We start from the raw sequence: 17,235 nt of genomic DNA, 5'->3' as shown, positions 1-17,235 counted from the left end.
AAAAAACTCGTCGAGTATATGCGTGGCCCGCCCGATCGCTTCTCCACATCGCAGGCGCGGCCACTCTCATTTCGAAAGCTTGCCGCGATCCTCGGAGCCTTCCTCCGGGCTCTTCTCGTGCGGCTTCACGGTCGAGCGGATGACCATCATCTTGTTCAGCAGATCGAACCAGAACGGCGCGCCGAACGAAACGCCGAAAGCGGTGATCAGCCAACCGAACACCGTCAGCACGCTGCGCATGTCGAAAACGCGGAAATCGTTCCAGCGCATGTGGGTCCAGCCGATCGGCAGATTGAGATCGGTCACGGCGTGGATTGCATCGGCGACTTTCACGTCCGCCTCGCGCAGCGCAGCTTCGATTTCGGCGGGGGTCGGCTCCAATGCGCCTGCCGGAGCGGCCTGGGGCGCCTTGTGTGGAGCGCGCAATGCATCCACCGCACGCGTCATGCCACTGTCCGCAGATGCCTTCGCCGCACTGTCCGCGAGCTGTTGCCTCGCATTTGGATTCGCCGCCAAAAATTTCGCAAGATAGATGGTGTCAACGTGCAGGGCCATCGCGATGATGACGCCGAGCCAGAACAGGATGTGCTGCGTGTCGCGCTTGAACCAGCCGGAGACGCGATCCATCGCGGCGTCGTACCACTTCTGGACTGCGTCCAACCCTTGCTCGACGTCGTCGCCCACAGGCGCAAGCGCGGCGAGGACACCCGCCGGCAGCGTGCCCCTCGACCTTGCCAGCGCTGCGCGAAGTTCATGGATCGACATCGCATTCGCGTGCGCGTCTGCATTCGGATTGTCAGCGCCAAGCGCCGGAGCCGGTACGGCGGTGGCACCTGGCGCCGCGTCGGGCGGCGCAACATCGAGCTTGCCGGTGCGCGCCAGATCGACCAGTGCCAGCGCGAAGGTGCGCGAAGGGATGTACGAAGGCATGTTGGTCGGCGCGCGAAAGTAGCTGCCCACGATGGCAGGGATCCAGCTGAAGAACTTGAGCCCGCGGTAGTGCACCGTCTTCGGGTCGTACTCGCCGTTATAGAGCGCCGACACAAGCGGATGCCGATACACCGCCTCGACGAGTCGCGCGTCTCCGAGCAGCTCCAGCAGTCCGTGCGCGAGGTGTTTGGCGCGCGCCTTCAGGCGAGCTTCAATCGCCTCGCGCGCCGCGGACACCACCAGGCTCAGCATGAGGAAGATAAAGACCATTCCTACTGCGAGATCGAGCGTCGCGGACCCGAGCATGATGTCCTCCCTCCGGAAGCGTCGGCTGGAGGCCGATGTTGCGCGCCCCCTCCATCGAACGCCATCCACTGAAAGAGAGATAGCCCGCCCGCATGCTTTCTGCTGCAATCGCCAGCGACAAGAACTCGCCAGAGGAGGGATCGCCATGACCGATGTCCAGGCGGTGGGCCCACTGCTCACCTCGACCCAGATCAAGAGCGCACAGGCGATCGTCAACCTATTCGAGACGGGCACGGTGCGGGGCGACTACGGCCAGGTGACCTTGATCGAAGGCGATACCGGGCACCTCACTTATGGCCGGTCTCAGACGACGCTCGGCTCCGGCAACCTGGCGACGCTGCTGCAGCGTTACTGCGCCAACCACGGCGCGCGGTTCGGCCCGCGGCTGGTCGAATCGCTGCCCCGATTTGCGAAGCGCGACCTCACGCTCGATGCGGATGCCAGGCTGCAGAACGTGCTGCGCGCATGTGCCGACGATCCCGTGATGCGCGATACCCAGGACGCCTTCTTCGAAGATGCGTACTGGCGACCTGCCTACGCCACGGCCGGCAAGCTCGGCATCGTCTCGCCTCTCGGTGTGGCGGTGGTGTACGACAGCAGCGTGCATGGCTCATGGGCACCCATTCGCGACAAGGCCGTCGCCGCGGTGGGCACCGTTCAATCGGCAGGCGAGAAGGCGTGGATCCAGGCCTATGTTTCGGCACGCCGCAACTGGATGGCGACCAACAAACGCCCCGATCTCCGCGCGACCGTCTACCGCATGGACGCATTCCAGCGGCTGATCGACCAGGGCTTCTGGGGTCTGGCGTTGCCGCTCGTCGTGCGCGGCCAGGAGATCTCGATGGCGACGCTCTCGGCAACGCCGCCGGGCTGCTACGACGGTCCCCTCCCAGGTTCTCGCGTCCTCGCAGTTCAGTCGCCGCTCGCCCGCGGGCTCGACGTGCGCCTGCTGCAGCTTGGTTTGTCGGACCTTGGAGCAGACATCAAGGCCGATGGCGTCTTCGGGCAAGCCTCTTTCAAGTGCGTCAGGCAATACCAGGCCGCGCACGCGTTGCCGGCGACGGGCATTGCCGACGTGCCGCTGATCGCCGAGATCGTCAATTGAGATCGCGAGCGCTGCGTTCGAGCGGGGCCTTGCTCCACTGCCCGTTCTCCGAGGCAGCCTCGAAAGCGGATTGAAAGAACGCCAGCAAGACCCCCTCCGGATCGGGATCGTTGCGCACAGCCTCATACGGCAGCACGAACTCCCGCAACTGCGGGTCGTAACGCGCCGCTGCGGGCAACACTGCATGTGCGGCATAGCCGGGTGGTTCCGGATATGAATAGGCATAGAACGAAGGCTCCGCGACTACACCGCCGCCAGGCCAGAACCCGCAACTGGCGCATTCATGCGAATACGCCTCCACCATCACGCGGTCCGGGCAATTGGGCACACCGCCCGGATGTACCGGCGCCGTGCGTCCGGAAAACCGCGTCGCCGCCAAGTCGAAAGCGCCCCAGAAGAAATGCACCGGGCTCTGTTTGCCGTTGAAACCACCCCGAAAGCGCTTCAGCACCCGATCGGTGCTTGCAAGAATGCGCCACCAGCGGTTCACGGCATCAGCATCGTAGGCCGCGTGTTCGCGATCTTGCGCAAACGGAACGGCCGGGTCGACTTCCACCGGCGCAGCCCAGATCTCGTGCTCGACCCCAAGCGCCCGCAACCCGGACTGATACTGCGCGAACCAGTCGGCAACGCAGCAGGGCGCGAGTGCAAATCCGTGCGTCGCACCATCGCTGTTGCGCATGGCGATCGCATGCGAGATGAAATCGAATTCGACCTCGATGGTCCGCTCACCATAAGGCATGGCCGATGTCGTCAGTCCGCGCGCAGTGACGTAGAAAGCGACCTGCCACCAATGGTTCTCCACCGGCGACAGCGCCAGACGCGTCTTGCCGACGATCTGCGTCCACATGTGCAGGGTGGCATAAGTGTCGCGCCACCCTTCGAGCGGCAGCGCGGGCCACGCCTGCGTCGCTGCTGCCTGCCTTGCCAATGAGTCCATGCCGGGTCTCCGTCAAGTCGATGGGCGTCATGTTAGCCACGCTCGACCATAATCGCCGCACCGGATGCCTAGCAGTTCATTGTTTCAGCGGCGTGAACAGCCCTTCCGTGCAGCGCGGAGGTTTCGCCCCGCCCTGCGCCCGAAAATCGCCCGCTTTGTCTGACGGCTCGTTCCGACTCACTACCGATGGCCCTGCTTCGCCGATGCCTGCTGGACGTCCGAATCCGGCAAGGCGACCATGACGCCTCTTCGCTGGATTGCCGCGTGCTGGCGCGCGATCTGGAAGAACGCGTCGAACTCGCCCAAGATGAAGCCGCGGCTCAGACGCGCCTGAGAAAGCCGCTGCCCGGCGCCAGCCATTCGACGTCATCCACGGCCAATCCCGAAAGCTGATCCGCATCGCGGACGAAGAGCAGCTTCTCCTCCTCCAGCAGCCAGCACGGGTACGCATCGGGCGCCTGCGACGTGCGCACCATGCGGAGGACGCACCCGCCGATTTCGACTTGCTCGCCGTGTGCCGAATCGGGCGAATGCAATGCGAGCGTCCGGCGGATCGGACCCGGCGCCGACGCGAGCAGCATTGCCGCATGAGCCTCGTCGTCGGGAGACGCATCGATCAGCGCCCATTCGTCCCGCTCGCCCCCAATGAAATAGCTGTTGACCAGCACGCCGCCGCTGTGCCCGGTCACCCGCAGCACGCGGGGCGAAAGCCGCATGGCAACGCCGTGCGTGAGTTGATAGCGGCCGTGGCCCTGTCCGTCCGGGTCGATGCGCGAGAGCTCATCGTAGGCCGCCTCGCCCGGATTCACGGGCTTGCGACCGGCCGGGCCGTCCGCGAGGCGCGGCATGACCATGGGGACTTTGCGCAACCCGCGCGCGTGGTCGACGCACTCGGCGGCGCTGCCGAAGGCCGCGAGCTGCTCCAGGATGCGCCGCTGCACGTTCATCAGACGCAGTCCCCGGGCGGCTTCCAGCGCCTCGGCCGGGCGAAGCCACAGATGCTCGACGGTTTCGCGCCCATCGGGTCGCGCACTTTGCGCGGGTGGCGCCAAGGCCACGAAAAAACGCGTATCGAAGCGGCGCGGCATGCCCGGCGGCGTGAGCCAGTGGCTGAAATAGGCGAGGCGATCGACAGCAAGCCGCCATCCCCGGCTCTCGCAGAGGCGCAGGAATGCGTCGCCGCCCTCTTCCACCGCGAGCCGCATTGCTGCAACTTCCTGCGCCGGCATGTCGACCAGCGGCACGAGCCGGTCGTCCGAATCGTGCGCGTCGTTCGCGAACAGCAATCCAGCTTCTTCGAAGCACTCGCGAATGGCGGCGGCGTAGTAGTCGAGCCCGTTCGCCGACACGGAGAGACACTGGCTGGCGGCAAAGTCGTCGACGCCAGCGCACAGCGTCCGCAGTGCACGGTCGCCCATATCGAGCGTTCCGCCGGGAAAGACCGCCGCGCCGCTGTTCTGATCCGCTTCTTTTTCGGCGCGGCGCAGCATCAGCACCTCCATCCCCGAGGGGCCGTCACGCAGCACGATCAGCGTGGCGGCGAAACGCACAGGGCGCACGGCCGCTGATGCCGTGGCCATCGCTGAAGGCGCGGTGGTTGAAAGATTCGTGGAAGTCGTCATGGACCAAGGCAAAACCTGCTTTCATAACCCGAAATCAACCGAAAGGCAAGAATCGTTTTGATGAGGCGCCCACAAGAAGCTTGTTTCAAACTTCGCCCTTGATGACAAGGCGGAGACCCCGGTGGTCAAGAAGATCCAGCTCAATGACGAACAGTGGAAGACCCTGCAAACGCTGCTGGAGGCGAACACGCAGCGGCAGCCGACCCACACCATCAAGGTTTCCGAGCGACTGCGGTCCAACGGGCTCGTGTCGTCGGACCCGCAAGGCTGCAAATTCCTGACCGAACAGGGTCTCCAGCGCCTGAACCAGGGTCGCTGAACCCAGGATCGGGTCGCGGGCGTGGGAACCGGCCCAGGCGCGTTGCCCACTTTTCCTGACACTGCCGTGGCACGCATCGTGCACAACCCTGTCGATGGTCTCCTCCACCGTCGAAAAACTGCGCCAAGCGCTGCGCCAGGTTCTCAGCCGCGCACAAGCCTTGCGCGTATTTCTCACCCTCGGAAGCCTGATGGCGACTTGTGCGCTGCTCGGGCATCCGGACGCGGTCACGCCGCTTTTCCTGGGCGCTATCGCCAGCGCGCTGGCTGAAACTGACGACAGCGGGCGCGGGCGCCTTCGCGCGCAGATCGTGACGCTCGCCTGCTTCGCCGCCGCCGCGGCGGCGGTGGAGGCATCGATCCGCACACCCCTGCTTTTCATCATCGGCCTCGCCGTCGCGGCGTTCGTGCTGACGATGCTGGGCGCTGTCGATGCGCGCTACAAGGCCGTCGGCTACGCCACGCTCATCCTCGCGATGTACACCACGCTGGGGATCGAAAATCAAGGCGCCGGCGCCACCCGGAGGCAGCAGGAGATCGTTCTGCTGCTGGCCGGCGCCGCCTGGTATGGCGTTTTCTCCGTCGCGTGGAGTGCTGCTTTCCCGGCGCAACCGGTCCAGGCTCGTTTGGTGCGGCTGTTCTCGGTGCTCGGAAACTACGTGCGCTTCAAGGCTTCGCTGTTCGAGCCGCTGCGTGGCATCGACTTCGAGCGCAAGCGGCTTTCGCTGTCGCAGCTCAATGCCGAGGTGGTAAGTGAACTCAACGCTGCGAAGGAAGCCATCTTTCGCCGCCTCGGCAAGCGTGCGCCGACCGGCCGCATCGCGCGCTATCGCGGTCTCTATCTGATCGCGCAGGACATCCACGAACGTGCGAGTTCGTCGCACGGCGACCACAACGCTCTGGCGGACGCCTTCTTCCACAGCGACCTGCTCTACCGCTGCCAGCGCGTGCTCGATTTGCAGGGCCAGTCGTGCTTGCGGCTCGCGCAGTCGATCGCGCGGCGCGAGCCCTTCACCACTGACGCCGCGACCGTTCAGGCACTGGCCGAACTGCGCGCGGCCATCGAGCATGAGCGCATTCACGCACAGGAACCGGGTCGCACTTCACTGCTGGCGTCGGTCGAAGCGCTGGCGCGCAATCTTGCTCGACTCGATGGGCAGCTCGCAGGCGCGACGCAGCCGTCGGCAAGCGCCGGACGAAACGACATGGGCCTGCTCGACCGAACGCCGCGCTCCACCCACGACGTCGTGGAGCGGGTGCGGAGGCAACTCACGCCGCAGTCGCCGCTGTTCCGCCATGCGACGCGGCTCGCCATCGCGCTTTTCGCTGGTTGGTGCGTCATGCGCCTGATTCACCCGATGCACGGGTATTGGATCTTGCTGACCACCCTCTTCGTGTGCCAGCAGACCTGGGGCGACACCGTTTCGCGGATGGGCCAGCGGATGGCAGGCACTGCCGTCGGCGTGGTCGCCGGATGGGCGCTGTTGGGGCTGTTTCCGCAGCATTGGCTTCAGTCGTTGCTTGCCGTTGCGGCGGGCGTGCTCTTCTTTGCCACGCGCGGAACGCGCTATCTCATCGCGACCGCATGCATGACGGTGCTGGTCCTGATGTGCTTCAACCAGGTGGGCGACGGCGGGATGCTGATCGTTCCGAGGCTGATCGATACCGCGATCGGCAGCCTGATTGCGGGCCTGGCGATGCTGCTGGTCTTGCCGCACTGGCAGGCGCGGCGCTTCAACGAACTCGCCGCCACGGCCCTGCGCAACCATGCGGGTTACCTGCGCGAGATCGCCTCCCAATACCGTGCAGGTCCGCACGACGACCTGCCTTACCGGCTGGCGAGGCGGAATGCCCATAACGCCGACGCCACGCTGGCGATTGCGGTGTCGGAGATGTTTAGGGAACCGGGCTTCGTGCGGCCGCGAGCGGGGCTTGCGCTGCGGTTCCTGATCCACTCGCACACCCTTCTGAGCTATTTGTCGGCCCTTGGAGCGCATCGCGTGGCGCTGAAGGACCCGGCGCAGGCCGCCGCCATGAAGGTCGCCGCCGACGAAACGGCAAGCGTGCTCGAGATGCTGGCCGCCGGGGTGGAACGCGCAGCGTCCGATCCCGATGAAGCGGCGGCCAAGCTCTCCGCGCACACGACGCTGGCGCCGCTCCCGGCTGCCGAAGCCGCTGAACCGGGCGAACCGGGCGAAGCGGCGGAAGCGACCGTGCATCTGGTGCGAACCGAACTCGGGCTCGTCGCACTGCAGATTGAAGCTTTGCGCGAACAGGCGCGGCAGTGGCTGCAGCTCAAGGAGGCAGCGCCCGTGCTGGCGATTACATCGACTTGACTTCAATTTCGTTGTCGACGGTTCCGACGCCCTTCACACCCTTGGCGATTTCCCCCGCGCGCGCTTTCGCGGAAGCGGTGGGCGCGGCGCCAGCCAGGCGAACCGTGCCGCCTTTGGTCTGCACGTCGATGCGGGCGGCGTTCAGTTCGGGGTCCTTTGAAAGCGCCGATGAAACCGAGGTCGTGATGGCCGCATCGTCGGTCGCCGATGCGGCGGAACTTCCCAGGTTCTCCAGCGCGTTCTTCACCGCTTTGGCATCTTGCTTCACCTCGGGGGATTCGAAATAGGCCCTGGTCTTGTCGCGGGCGGTGTCCGCCAACTCCGCAGCCTTTTCGGCACCTGCGGCGGCGGCTTTCTTGGTTTCGGCGACGGCGGAATCGAGTTGCTGATTGGCTGATCCGCTGGCGGGATCGTTGGCCGACCGATCGGTGCAGGCGGCGAGCGTCAGCACCCACGTCGCCGAAAAAATCGCAAACAGCGCCACCAGCGGACTTGGCTTCCTGCTCCAGCTCTTGTTTCTCATTGGGATCACTCCTGTTGATTGCACGACGAGGACGCGCCCCGCGACCCCCAATCTAGGCGCCGCCATGCCGCGCGACGCGCCGAAGCGACCTCAACGCGCTGTAGGCCGAGCGCGCAAAACAGCGGTCGCAAAGCTGCCATTTTCGATCTCGCATGATGGAAGCTACTTGCCTGCTGTTACATGCAATACCTGCATCTAATGAGGAGGTTCCCACCAAAGTCGTCACTGAGCAATACCGTTGTAACAAGCTCCCCAGTCCACAAAACACATCAGGAAAGGAATTGCAAGAAAGCTTGCCGGGTAGGAAGCGTCCCACGTACAAACCGGGCTCTTCTCAATCTTTAGGTCTTTTTCTTGAAAACTTTAGATAAAAGTTCGCTTCTGCTGCTTATTGCAGCAGGAACACTCGCGGGATGCGGGGGTGGAGGGAGTGGTGGCGGTATGGGCGCGTTCGCCGGAACCGGCACCACCGGCACAGTGGCTGCAGCGCCGACAGACGCAAGCGGAACCGTCGTCGCAGACGCCGGTTCGACGATCGCTGCAGATGGCACCGCACCGGATGCAAAAGACACCGATTTGGAGAAATGGCGTCGCCGGAATTCGACGGCACCTGCTCCGGCGCCTGCGCCTGCACCAGCACCAGCACCAGCACCAGCACCGGCGCCTGCTCCAGCACCGGCACCTGCCCCGGCGCCCGCTCCAGCACCGGCACCGGCACCGGCGCCGGCTCCGGCCCCCGCGCCTGCTCCGGCCCCAGCACCGGCTCCTGCCGCCAGCGGCGACATCGTCGATTCCAACCTTGCGGTCAATCCGTCTTCCTACGTGCAGATGGCGGCCCAGCTCAGCAAGGATGCAGGTATTGCCTATCGCTACGGTCCCGATGCGCCGAGCTACGGCACCGCCAACTCCGGTCCTTCCCTGACCAAGCGGCCGGATACCCAGCTCAATGCTCCGGCACAGAACGTTCCCTTCTTCTGGTCGGTGGGCGGACCTGTGTCGGGCAACGCGGGGCTTTTCTCCACGAACCAGGCCAACATGCTGTTCGCGGCCGACGACACGAGCAAGCGCGTCGGCGTGAGCCTGCTGCAGGTCTCCGGGTACATGTACAACGTGTTCGCGCAGATGCCGCAGCTTCCCTGGCAGATCTACCAGGCAGGCCAAGGCATCGACTCGCCCAACGTCATGAACTACAAGGCGGCGGGCATCGCAACTGGTGATCCAGTAGCCATCGGCCGCTGCTCGGGTCGCGCCGGCTTCTGTGCCGAAGGCGTGGTGGCGTTCCAGAACGGCACGCTCGGCACCGTCGGCAGCAACACGGCCAGCAACAACGCCACGACCAAGCTGGCGGCCAACAAGGTGCCTACGGGCGTCGCAGTGACCAACGGCAACGAGTTCGCACTCGTCACGGTGTGGGACACGGTCGCCCTCAAGGGCCAGGTCGCCGTCGTGGCGCTGGCCGGATTGTGCGACGGCTGCGATGCATCGAATTCGTCGGCCCACACGTCCAACGGCGTCTCGTACTCGGCCTGGCACAACTGGTGGAACGACTGGATCGGCGTCTATCCGGGCCTGCCCAACATGGGCAACACCGCCTTCATGAAGGTGCTGGGCTACGTCGACATTCCCGGAATGACGGCACCGACCGAAATCGCGGTCACTACCGGCCTGGACCCGTTCAGCAGCGTCCTGCCCGGCGGCATCTTCATGGGCGCCCCCAACTCGCCTCTGGCGAGCAACTGGCAGAGCTTCGCGAGCGGCGGCGGCAATTACGGCCGCTATGCCAAGGGCGGCGTTGCGGTGGTGGTTTCCAAGTCGGAGCAGAAGGCGGCCTTCATCGACCTGAAGCCACTCTTCAGCTACATCAACAGCATGTACTTCAGCTCCAACGTGGGGGCCACGAGCAACTACGGCCAAGGCGCCGACCAGTGGCCGTACACCTTCGACAAGGTGTCGTCGCAGATGCCGACCGTGATTAAGACCGTGTCGCTGGGCAACCGCCCGACGGCCGTGAAGACCACGCTGTTCGGCGGCTCGCCTCGCGCCTGGATTGCCACGCAGGACGGGACGCTGCACATCTACAGCCTGGATGGTTATGCACCCGGCGCCTCGGTTTCCACCGGGTCGGCAAGCGCGATCGCTGAAGTGGGCACGGTCGGCGGCATCGGCCGGAATCCGACCTCGCTGGCCACCTCCAAGGGTGAACCGGGCGGCTGGGGTGGAGATTTCCTGAATCAGCAGGTGATCGTAGGATCGCGCGGCGACAACAAGATCTCCTGGGTACGGTTTGCCTCCGGCGGCAACAGCGGCAGCATTGTGCGGACCATCCAGCACAACCAGCTGACGGACCTGATCGCCGTGGAAGATGCCGACAACTTCGCCAACGCGAACAACGTGGTGAGCGTGACCGACTACGGCGGCAAGGCGGTTCGCAACTACCGCTACGGTCCGGTGATCTTCTCTGACGGCGGCGCTTGCCCGCAGCCCAGCGGATGCCCGACCAGCGGAGCCGCGGAATACGGCGGCGGCATGACGGTCCCCGGCAAGCCGTTCCAGATCACGACCTCGAACGTGCCTTGATGCTTGCCATCTGACCGGCCTCTTTGGCCCAACCCGAAAGCCCGCCTCGTGCGGGCTTTTTTTTGGACTAGCCGCTACAGTCCTCAGGCTTTCCCGGAGATCACCGCATGAATGAATCGACCGATACGCCCGACACAACAAACACGCCCGACAAGCCCTACACGCCGCCGACCGTCTGGACCTGGAACAAGGAAAGCGGCGGACGCTTCGCCAACATCAACCGACCGATCGCGGGCCCGACCCATGACAAGGATCTGCCGGTCGGCCGCCATCCATTGCAGCTCTACTCGCTCGCCACTCCGAACGGCGTCAAGGTGACGGTGATGCTGGAGGAATTGCTGGAACTCGGCCACAAGGGCGCCGAATACGACGCCTGGCTGATCCGCATCAATGAAGGCGAACAGTTCGGCAGCGGCTTCGTGGCGGCCAACCCGAATTCCAAGATTCCGGCACTGATCGATCACAGCGGGCCGACGCCCGTTCGCGTCTTCGAATCCGGCGCCATCCTGATGCACCTGGCCGAAAAGTTCGGCGCCTTCCTCCCGACCGACACAGCCAAGCGCGCCGAATGCCTTTCATGGTTGTTCTGGCAGATGGGAAGCGCGCCCTTTCTCGGAGGCGGCTTCGGCCACTTCTATGCCTACGCGCCGACCAAGATCGAATACGCCATCGACCGCTACGCCATGGAAGTCAAGCGCCAGCTCGACGTGCTGGACCGGCGGCTGTCCGAGAGCGCATACCTCGGCGGCGACGACTATTCGATCGCCGACATGGCCATCTGGCCCTGGTACGGCACGCTCGCCAAAGGCCAGTTGTACGAGGCCGGCGAGTTTCTTCAGGTGCACGAATACAAGAACGTGCTGCGCTGGACCGACCAGATCGCCCGGCGGCCCGCCGTGCAGCGAGGCCGAATGGTCAACCGCACCTGGGGCCAACCCACGAGCCAACTGCATGAGCGCCACGACGCCGCAGACTTCGACACCCGCACGCAGGACAAACAAACATGATCACCCTCTACGACTGCGCCACTGCGCCGAGCCCGCGCAGGGCTCGGATCCTGCTGGCCGAGAAAGGCGTCACCTGCGAAACGATCCAGGTCGACCTGAGAAGCGGCGAGCAGTTCGGCGACGCCTTCCGGCGCGTCAACCCGCAATGCACGGTGCCGGTGCTGCTCACGGAGGATGGATTGCGACTGACCGACAACGCCGCCATCACGGCCTACATCGAAGCTCGCTACCCCGAACCACCTCTGCTGGGACGCACGCCCGAGGAAAAGGCCGAGATTGCAAGCTGGAACTGGCGCGTCGAATTCGAGGGGCTTCTGTCGATCGCAGAGGGGTTGCGCAACAGCGCGCCCGCCATGGCCAATCGGGCGCTGCCCGGGCCTGTGGACTACCAGCAGATCCCTGAACTGGCGCAGCGTGGGTTTGCCAAGGCGCAGCAGTTCCTGATCAACCTGAACGAGCGACTGGCAGAACGAAACTTCATCGCCACGGACCGGCTCAGCATCGCCGACATCACGGCCGTGGTCGCGGTGGACTTCGCGCGCATCATCAAGGTCAAGCCCGGAGAAGAGCACCCCCACCTGCTGCGCTGGCGTTCGGCACTGGCACAGCGCGCGTCGATGTCACTCTAGGGCAGGAGGGCAAGGCGATGATCGTCAAAGGTGGGTGCCACTGCGGCAACATTTCCTTCGAGCTCACGTGGGAGCCCGACCCCGCTGAAATTCCGGCGCGTGCATGCGGCTGCTCCTTCTGCGTCCGGCACGGCGGCATCTGGACGTCGAACCCGGGCGGCGCGCTCCGGGTTTCGATTGCCGATCGGTCACTGGTCTCCAGCTATTCTTTCGGAACGCGGACGGCCGATTTCCATGTCTGTTCCCGCTGCGGCGTCGTGCCCTTGGTGACCAGCACGATCGATGAACACACTTATGCCGTGGTGAACGTGAACGCGTTCGACAACGTGGCCCCGTCCCTCCTTCGACACACGCCTGTCTCGTTCGACGGAGAGAGCGTCGAGTTGCGGCTCCAACGCCGAAAGCGAAACTGGATCGCCGACGTTCACTTTCTTTCCTGAGGCGCATCCACCAGCAGATGGGCCAACATCCTTCGGGCGTTCAGCGGTAGTTCTTCCTCACGGCGCACGCATGCCAGCAGATGCCGCGCCGCCCACGCGTCGGTGATGGCGATTCGGCTTGTCTTCGTCGGCGCAGCGCAGCGTTCGGCAGCAAGCTTCGGCACGATGCCGACGCCGACGCCCTGTTCGACCATGCGGCACACCCCCTCGAAACTGCGCACGCGCACGCGATAGAAAAGGCGCTTGCCGAGTCGCTTGGCATGCAGCGCGATGTGCGACTCGAGCGGGCTGCCTTCCGCCAGTCCGACGAATTCGCAGTCGACCAGTTCGGCCAAGGTCACGCGGCGGCGTCGTGCCAGCTTGTGTCCGCGTGGAACCACCACAACGAGGTCGTCGCGCCGGAATACGAAGTGCTGCAAGCCTTCGACGTCGGCGGCATCGGAGACGATGCCGATGTCGCACAGCCCCGCTCGCACCGCGTCGACGATGTCGATGCTGGGCTGCTCTTCGAGGTCGACCGAGACACGAGGGTTGCGCGCCAGAAAATCGCTGAGCGCCTCGGGCAGGTGCTCGGTGATCGCCGAGGTGTTGCACAGCAAGCGCACGTGCCCTTGCAGGCCGGCGCCGTATTCGCTCAGCTCGCCGCGCATGCGCTCTGTCTGCAGCAACACGAGCCGCGCATGGTGCACCAGCGTGCGGCCGGCTTCGGTCGGCTTCACGCCTTGCTTGGCGCGGAGCAGCAACGGCGTGCCGAGCGAATCTTCCATGCCGATCACGCGCTGGCTGGCCGACGCCAGCGTCATGTGCGTCTGCGCGGCGCCGCCGGTGATGGTGCCGCTCTCGATGATGTTGACGAAGAGCTGCAGGTCGGTGAGGTCGAATCGCATGCGCAGCAAGTTAGCACAGCATCCTCAGTCCACGGCTGAGGATGCGTCCGCGAATTCCGCATTTTCGGCAGCGGCCGTTTTCGCGAGACTCGCAACCATGTTATCGATGCTCTCCATGCATTCCATGTTGTCCGTGTTCTCCTCTCACAGTCTTTCCGTGTGGGCGCTCGTCGCTGCGGTCTTCGTCTTCGCGGGGGTGGTCAAGGGCGTGATCGGCCTCGGGCTGCCGACGCTCTCGATGGCGCTGCTCGCGCTCTGGATGCCGCCCGCCGAAGCCGCGGCGTTGCTGATCGTGCCTTCTCTGGTGACCAACGTATGGCAACTGCGACCCTGGCGGTCCGTGGTGCCGGTCGCGCGGCGCCTGTGCGGAATGCAACTGGGCATCGTCGCTGGCACGCTGGCAGGCGGGTGGTGGTTCGGAGCACCGGCGGGAGCGGGAGCAACCATTGCGCTCGGAGTGGCCCTCGCAGCCTATGCGGCATGGGGGCTGCTGGGTCGCAGTGTCCCTATGTCGAAGCAAAGCCAACGCTGGCTCGGCCCGGTGACGGGGGCGCTGACCGGTGCCGTGACAGCGCTCACCGGCGTCTTCGTGCTCCCGGCGGTGATCTACCTGCAAGCCTTGGACCTGTCGCGCGATGAATTGATCCAGGCGATGGGCCTGTCATTCACGACGTCCACCGTCGCGCTTGCGGTCGCCCTGGCTGGCCAGCACGGCTATTCGGCGCCGCTTGCAGGCGCGTCCCTGGCCATGCTGGTGCCTGCCTTGTGCGGCATGGCGGTGGGCCAACGGGTGCGTTCGCGGCTTTCGATGCAGATCTTCAGGCGCTGCTTCTTCATCGGGCTTGCGCTGCTGGGCGCCTACATGGTTGCGCGCGGATAGCAACCGGACCAAAGGTATTGAAAAGAAACCAAAGTACTAATACGCTACAGCTTTTGCATCCGGGTGGGAAGGAGAGTTGCCCATGCGAGCCCTTGTATCGATCCTGGTCAGCGTCGCGCTTTTCGTCAGCTCGATCGCTGTGTGGTGGTTCTACATGCCGGTCTGGAACGTCGAGACGAACGTCCGAAAGCAGCTTCCAGACGGCTTCGCGAGCTTTTCCGGGGTGAAGTTCAACCGGGCCACAGGCGCCGGTTGCGGCTACGTCAATGCCGCCAGCATCCCCGGCGCGCCCCATGGCAAGACCCACTTCGTCCTCCTGCCGGATGGGACCGTGAAGTTCGACCCGAACGATCGAGTCACCGGAACCACGCTTCAGCAGCTCGAAGCGCTGCGCAGGCACGCGGACTATCTCGCGCTGGTATACGAGCGCTGCGCCTGAGGCCGGCGCCGAGCGCCGAGCGCTATTCGTACTTCTTGCCGGACAGCATGAGTTCCGGCGTGCCGATGACTTCGTTCAGCGCATCGAAGTCGAGCATCTGCGAGCGCCAGGGCTGTGTGGTCCGGTGCGCATGGAGGCTGGCGTAGTAGCCCTGCAGGGTATGAGCGACGGCCCGCGCGGTGCCGCCGGGAAAGATCGCGATGCGGAAGCCGTGCGCCTGCAGCGCGTCCGCGTCCTGAATGGGCGTCTTGCCGCCTTCGACCATGTTGGCGAGCAATGGCACCCGCTGCGCGAAGCGTCCGCAGGCCGCATCCATCTGCTCGGGGGAGCGCAGTGCTTCGATGAAGAGCGCGTCCACGCCGCATGCCAGGTAGGCCTCGGCCCGATCGAGCGCAGCATCGAGCCCCTCGACCGCGACCGCGTCCGTGCGCGCGAGGATCAAGGTGTCGCTCGAAGTGCGCGCATCGAGCGCCGCCTTCAGCTTGCCGACCATCTCGCGTTCGGGCACGACCGCCTTGCCGTCCAGATGACCGCAGCGCTTCGGAAAGGTCTGGTCCTCGATCTGCACCATCGCCGCGCCCGCACGTTCGAAGCCGCGCACGGTGCGCTGCGTATTGAGCGCATTGCCGAAGCCGGTGTCAGCGTCGACGATCACAGGCAGGCACACGCGCTCGGTGATGCGCGCCAGCGTGTCGGCGACTTCGGTGAAGGTGGTGAGCCCTATATCAGACCGACCCAGGCGCGTGTACGCAATCGAGGCGCCAGAGAGGTACAAGGCCTCGAACCCGGCCTGCTCGGCAATCAACGCGCTCAGTGCGTCATAGACGCCCGGCGCCAGCACGATGTCCTTGGCGCCAAGGCGTGCCTTCAATGTCTTGTTTGTCATGTGGATGGATCCCTTGAATGAACGAGCGCAGCAGCCGTATGCGCCGCGATGTACCCGCCGGCCACGGCGCTCAGGAGCCCATTGCCGGAGAGATAGCCCCAGACCTCGTCGCCCGAGACGCCGCCCGCGGCACCGCCTGCCGCCAACAGATTGCTGAACGGAGTACCGTCCTGCCGAAGCACGCGCATGTCGCGGCCCACGTCCAGGCCGCCCTGGGTATGGAACAACGCGCCCGTCACCTTGACGGCGAAGAATGGCGCCGTGAGCGGCCGGCTGAAGACGCGCCCGTCGGGCTGGGGCGACTTGTCTTGCAAACTGGCCAGCGTGTGTTCGACTACCGAAGCCTCGCAGCCGATGCATGCCGCGAGATCGGCCACGGTCTCGCAATGCCGAAGCGCTCCCGCTGCCTCCGCTTCGCAGAAATCAGGAAAGCCGCGCGCAAGTGCCAGCAGCGGCGTATCGAACACGTTCCACGCAATGCCGCCCGGCTGCGCGAGCACGTGCACGGCCGCCTCTGAATAGCCCTGGGTCTCATCGTGAAAGCGCCGGCCTTCGCGGTTGATCTGCACGCCGCCTTCCATCATCACGGCCCATGACATCAGCGCGCCCTGCGGCGTCACCCACGAACCGTGCCCCTGATAGCCGCCAAGGTCGCGCAAGCGAGCCCCCAGCCCTACGCCCCACTGGATCGCACTGCCGTCGTTGCCGACGTGGCCGCCAAAGCTGGCCTCCGCCATCTCCGGCAGCAGCGATCGCACCATTGCCGAATTGCCACCGAACCCATTGCAGGCGAGCAGCAGTGCGTCACAACCCAGCGATTCGCGATGCCCGTCGGGCCTCTGGTAGTCGACGCCGATCACGCGCTCGGCCTCGTCGAGCACCAGTGTGTCGACGACTGCCTGCGTCAAGACCGGGATGCCTGCCGCTTGCACTGCGGCCTGCAAGCTCGCCATCAGTGCGGCACCCGTCTTCTGCGGCAGCGCATGCATCCGATGCACGCCGTGGCCCGGGTACAGGAATCCATCGAGCAGGATCCAGTTCAGTCCGTGCCGCTCCTGCAGTGCGTCGATGGCCGGCCCGACGGCGTTTGCGTACGCTTCGACCAACACCGGCGCCGCTCGCCCATGCGCCTTGGCCTGGATGTCCGCGGCAAAACGCGCAGGGCTGTCGTCCGGCACGCCATGCGCGCGCTGCACGCGTGTCGCGGGCGCGGGAATGAAGCCTGAGGACAAGGCCGTCGATCCGGTTGGCGCAGCGTCGCGTTCAAGCACCACGCAGTCGACGCCGGCGTCGCTCAGCATCAGCGCCGCAGTGAGTCCGCACGCGCCGCCGCCGACGATGGCCACGCTGACGTGCACATCCGCATCGATCGCGGTCGCTCGCCGAATTCGCCGCGAAGACTCATCCATG

At 65.2% G+C, this 17,235-nt stretch carries 17 protein-coding genes; 9 read left to right on the top strand and 8 right to left on the bottom strand.

All coding sequences use genetic code 11. The features are described 5' to 3' along the window. Positions 1-66: 66 nt before the first annotated feature. Complete coding sequence (locus tag AC1DMA_RS13500; protein ID WP_478144498.1) at positions 67-1,236, bottom strand: hypothetical protein; 1,170 nt, start codon at positions 1,234-1,236, stop codon at positions 67-69. A 145-nt stretch (positions 1,237-1,381) separates the two neighbouring features. Between AC1DMA_RS13500 and AC1DMA_RS13495 the strand changes: the two genes are divergently transcribed. Beyond that, positions 1,382-2,341 carry a chitosanase gene (locus tag AC1DMA_RS13495; RefSeq protein ID WP_478144497.1) on the top strand — a complete coding sequence of 320 codons (960 nt, stop codon included), beginning with the start codon at positions 1,382-1,384 and terminating at the stop codon, positions 2,339-2,341. Here AC1DMA_RS13495 and AC1DMA_RS13490 read toward each other — a convergent pair. Further along, positions 2,334-3,281 carry a DUF5996 family protein gene (locus AC1DMA_RS13490; protein WP_478123671.1) on the bottom strand — a complete coding sequence of 316 codons (948 nt, stop codon included), beginning with the start codon at positions 3,279-3,281 and terminating at the stop codon, positions 2,334-2,336. The genes AC1DMA_RS13495 and AC1DMA_RS13490 overlap by 8 nt on opposite strands. Before the next feature lie 320 nt (positions 3,282-3,601). After that, positions 3,602-4,903, bottom strand: coding sequence for an NUDIX hydrolase (locus AC1DMA_RS13485; RefSeq protein ID WP_478144496.1), 1,302 nt, complete (start codon positions 4,901-4,903; stop codon positions 3,602-3,604). 121 nt (positions 4,904-5,024) lie between these two features. Between AC1DMA_RS13485 and AC1DMA_RS13480 the strand changes: the two genes are divergently transcribed. After that, positions 5,025-5,222 carry a hypothetical protein gene (locus AC1DMA_RS13480; RefSeq protein WP_478144495.1) on the top strand — a complete coding sequence of 66 codons (198 nt, stop codon included), beginning with the start codon at positions 5,025-5,027 and terminating at the stop codon, positions 5,220-5,222. A 94-nt stretch (positions 5,223-5,316) separates the two neighbouring features. Then, positions 5,317-7,557 carry a YccS family putative transporter gene (yccS, locus tag AC1DMA_RS13475; RefSeq protein WP_478144494.1) on the top strand — a complete coding sequence of 747 codons (2,241 nt, stop codon included), beginning with the start codon at positions 5,317-5,319 and terminating at the stop codon, positions 7,555-7,557. On the opposite strand, the gene AC1DMA_RS13470 is transcribed toward yccS, so the two are convergent. Together AC1DMA_RS13470 and AC1DMA_RS13465 are read right to left on the bottom strand one after the other, a co-directional pair. Then, positions 7,544-8,080, bottom strand: coding sequence for a BON domain-containing protein (locus AC1DMA_RS13470; protein WP_478144493.1), 537 nt, complete (start codon positions 8,078-8,080; stop codon positions 7,544-7,546). The two genes, yccS and AC1DMA_RS13470, sit on opposite strands and share 14 nt — an antisense overlap. A gap of 388 nt (positions 8,081-8,468) precedes the next feature. Next, entirely contained in the window at positions 8,469-8,798 is a 330-nt protein-coding gene (locus AC1DMA_RS13465; protein WP_478144492.1) for a hypothetical protein, read from the bottom strand. 110 nt (positions 8,799-8,908) lie between these two features. Here AC1DMA_RS13465 and AC1DMA_RS13460 point away from each other — a divergent pair, with 110 nt between their 5' ends. The 4 genes from AC1DMA_RS13460 to AC1DMA_RS13445 all read left to right on the top strand — a co-directional run bounded on the left by AC1DMA_RS13460 (position 8,909) and on the right by AC1DMA_RS13445 (position 12,733). Continuing rightward, positions 8,909-10,657 (top strand): hypothetical protein, encoded by a 1,749-nt coding sequence (locus AC1DMA_RS13460; RefSeq protein ID WP_478144491.1) that lies wholly within the window; start codon positions 8,909-8,911, stop codon positions 10,655-10,657. A gap of 107 nt (positions 10,658-10,764) precedes the next feature. Next, on the top strand, positions 10,765-11,664 hold the full coding sequence (gene yghU, locus AC1DMA_RS13455) for a glutathione-dependent disulfide-bond oxidoreductase (protein WP_478123678.1): 900 nt from the start codon (positions 10,765-10,767) through the stop codon (positions 11,662-11,664). Then, a complete protein-coding gene (locus AC1DMA_RS13450) occupies positions 11,661-12,293 on the top strand; it encodes a glutathione S-transferase family protein (RefSeq protein ID WP_478144490.1) in 633 nt (210 codons plus the stop codon). The genes yghU and AC1DMA_RS13450 overlap by 4 nt, the downstream gene beginning before the upstream one ends. 17 nt (positions 12,294-12,310) lie before the next feature. Then, positions 12,311-12,733 (top strand): GFA family protein, encoded by a 423-nt coding sequence (locus AC1DMA_RS13445; RefSeq protein ID WP_478144489.1) that lies wholly within the window; start codon positions 12,311-12,313, stop codon positions 12,731-12,733. On the opposite strand, the gene AC1DMA_RS13440 is transcribed toward AC1DMA_RS13445, so the two are convergent. Further along, entirely contained in the window at positions 12,718-13,620 is a 903-nt protein-coding gene (locus AC1DMA_RS13440; RefSeq protein ID WP_478144652.1) for a LysR substrate-binding domain-containing protein, read from the bottom strand. The genes AC1DMA_RS13445 and AC1DMA_RS13440 overlap by 16 nt on opposite strands. Positions 13,621-13,735: 115 nt before the next feature. Here AC1DMA_RS13440 and AC1DMA_RS13435 point away from each other — a divergent pair, with 115 nt between their 5' ends. Beyond that, positions 13,736-14,500: a sulfite exporter TauE/SafE family protein gene (locus AC1DMA_RS13435; protein ID WP_478144488.1), complete on the top strand. Its 765-nt coding sequence runs from the start codon at positions 13,736-13,738 to the stop codon at positions 14,498-14,500. An 82-nt stretch (positions 14,501-14,582) separates the two neighbouring features. Continuing rightward, positions 14,583-14,939 (top strand): hypothetical protein, encoded by a 357-nt coding sequence (locus AC1DMA_RS13430; protein ID WP_478123681.1) that lies wholly within the window; start codon positions 14,583-14,585, stop codon positions 14,937-14,939. Between the two features lie 22 nt (positions 14,940-14,961). Here AC1DMA_RS13430 and AC1DMA_RS13425 read toward each other — a convergent pair whose 3' ends face one another. Together AC1DMA_RS13425 and AC1DMA_RS13420 are read right to left on the bottom strand one after the other, a co-directional pair. Next, positions 14,962-15,825: an isocitrate lyase/PEP mutase family protein gene (locus tag AC1DMA_RS13425; protein WP_478144487.1), complete on the bottom strand. Its 864-nt coding sequence runs from the start codon at positions 15,823-15,825 to the stop codon at positions 14,962-14,964. Next, positions 15,822-17,234, bottom strand: a complete 1,413-nt coding sequence (locus AC1DMA_RS13420) for an FAD-dependent oxidoreductase (protein WP_478144486.1) — start codon at positions 17,232-17,234, stop codon at positions 15,822-15,824. Before AC1DMA_RS13420 ends, AC1DMA_RS13425 begins: the two co-directional genes overlap by 4 nt. Position 17,235: the final 1 nt, after the last annotated feature.

The organism is Variovorax sp. 05N34 (assembly GCF_056397405.1).
Note: the sequence above shows the minus strand (reverse complement) of the source record. Positions and strands in the feature narration are given on the sequence as shown.

Excerpts from the sequence above, each read along its gene's own strand:
- AC1DMA_RS13500 (WP_478144498.1), bottom strand. The coding sequence starts at position 1,236 with ATGCTCGGGTCCGCGACGCTCGATCTCGCAGTAGGAATGGTCTTTATC.
- AC1DMA_RS13495 (WP_478144497.1), top strand. The coding sequence starts at position 1,382 with ATGACCGATGTCCAGGCGGTGGGCCCACTGCTCACCTCGACCCAGATC.
- AC1DMA_RS13490 (WP_478123671.1), bottom strand. The coding sequence starts at position 3,281 with ATGGACTCATTGGCAAGGCAGGCAGCAGCGACGCAGGCGTGGCCCGCG.
- AC1DMA_RS13485 (WP_478144496.1), bottom strand. The coding sequence starts at position 4,903 with ATGACGACTTCCACGAATCTTTCAACCACCGCGCCTTCAGCGATGGCC.
- yccS (WP_478144494.1), top strand. The coding sequence starts at position 5,317 with ATGGTCTCCTCCACCGTCGAAAAACTGCGCCAAGCGCTGCGCCAGGTT.
- AC1DMA_RS13470 (WP_478144493.1), bottom strand. The coding sequence starts at position 8,080 with ATGAGAAACAAGAGCTGGAGCAGGAAGCCAAGTCCGCTGGTGGCGCTG.
- AC1DMA_RS13460 (WP_478144491.1), top strand. The coding sequence starts at position 8,909 with ATGGCGGCCCAGCTCAGCAAGGATGCAGGTATTGCCTATCGCTACGGT.
- yghU (WP_478123678.1), top strand. The coding sequence starts at position 10,765 with ATGAATGAATCGACCGATACGCCCGACACAACAAACACGCCCGACAAG.
- AC1DMA_RS13450 (WP_478144490.1), top strand. The coding sequence starts at position 11,661 with ATGATCACCCTCTACGACTGCGCCACTGCGCCGAGCCCGCGCAGGGCT.
- AC1DMA_RS13445 (WP_478144489.1), top strand. The coding sequence starts at position 12,311 with ATGATCGTCAAAGGTGGGTGCCACTGCGGCAACATTTCCTTCGAGCTC.
- AC1DMA_RS13440 (WP_478144652.1), bottom strand. The coding sequence starts at position 13,620 with ATGCGATTCGACCTCACCGACCTGCAGCTCTTCGTCAACATCATCGAG.
- AC1DMA_RS13435 (WP_478144488.1), top strand. The coding sequence starts at position 13,736 with ATGCATTCCATGTTGTCCGTGTTCTCCTCTCACAGTCTTTCCGTGTGG.
- AC1DMA_RS13430 (WP_478123681.1), top strand. The coding sequence starts at position 14,583 with ATGCGAGCCCTTGTATCGATCCTGGTCAGCGTCGCGCTTTTCGTCAGC.
- AC1DMA_RS13425 (WP_478144487.1), bottom strand. The coding sequence starts at position 15,825 with ATGACAAACAAGACATTGAAGGCACGCCTTGGCGCCAAGGACATCGTG.
- AC1DMA_RS13420 (WP_478144486.1), bottom strand. The coding sequence starts at position 17,234 with ATGGATGAGTCTTCGCGGCGAATTCGGCGAGCGACCGCGATCGATGCG.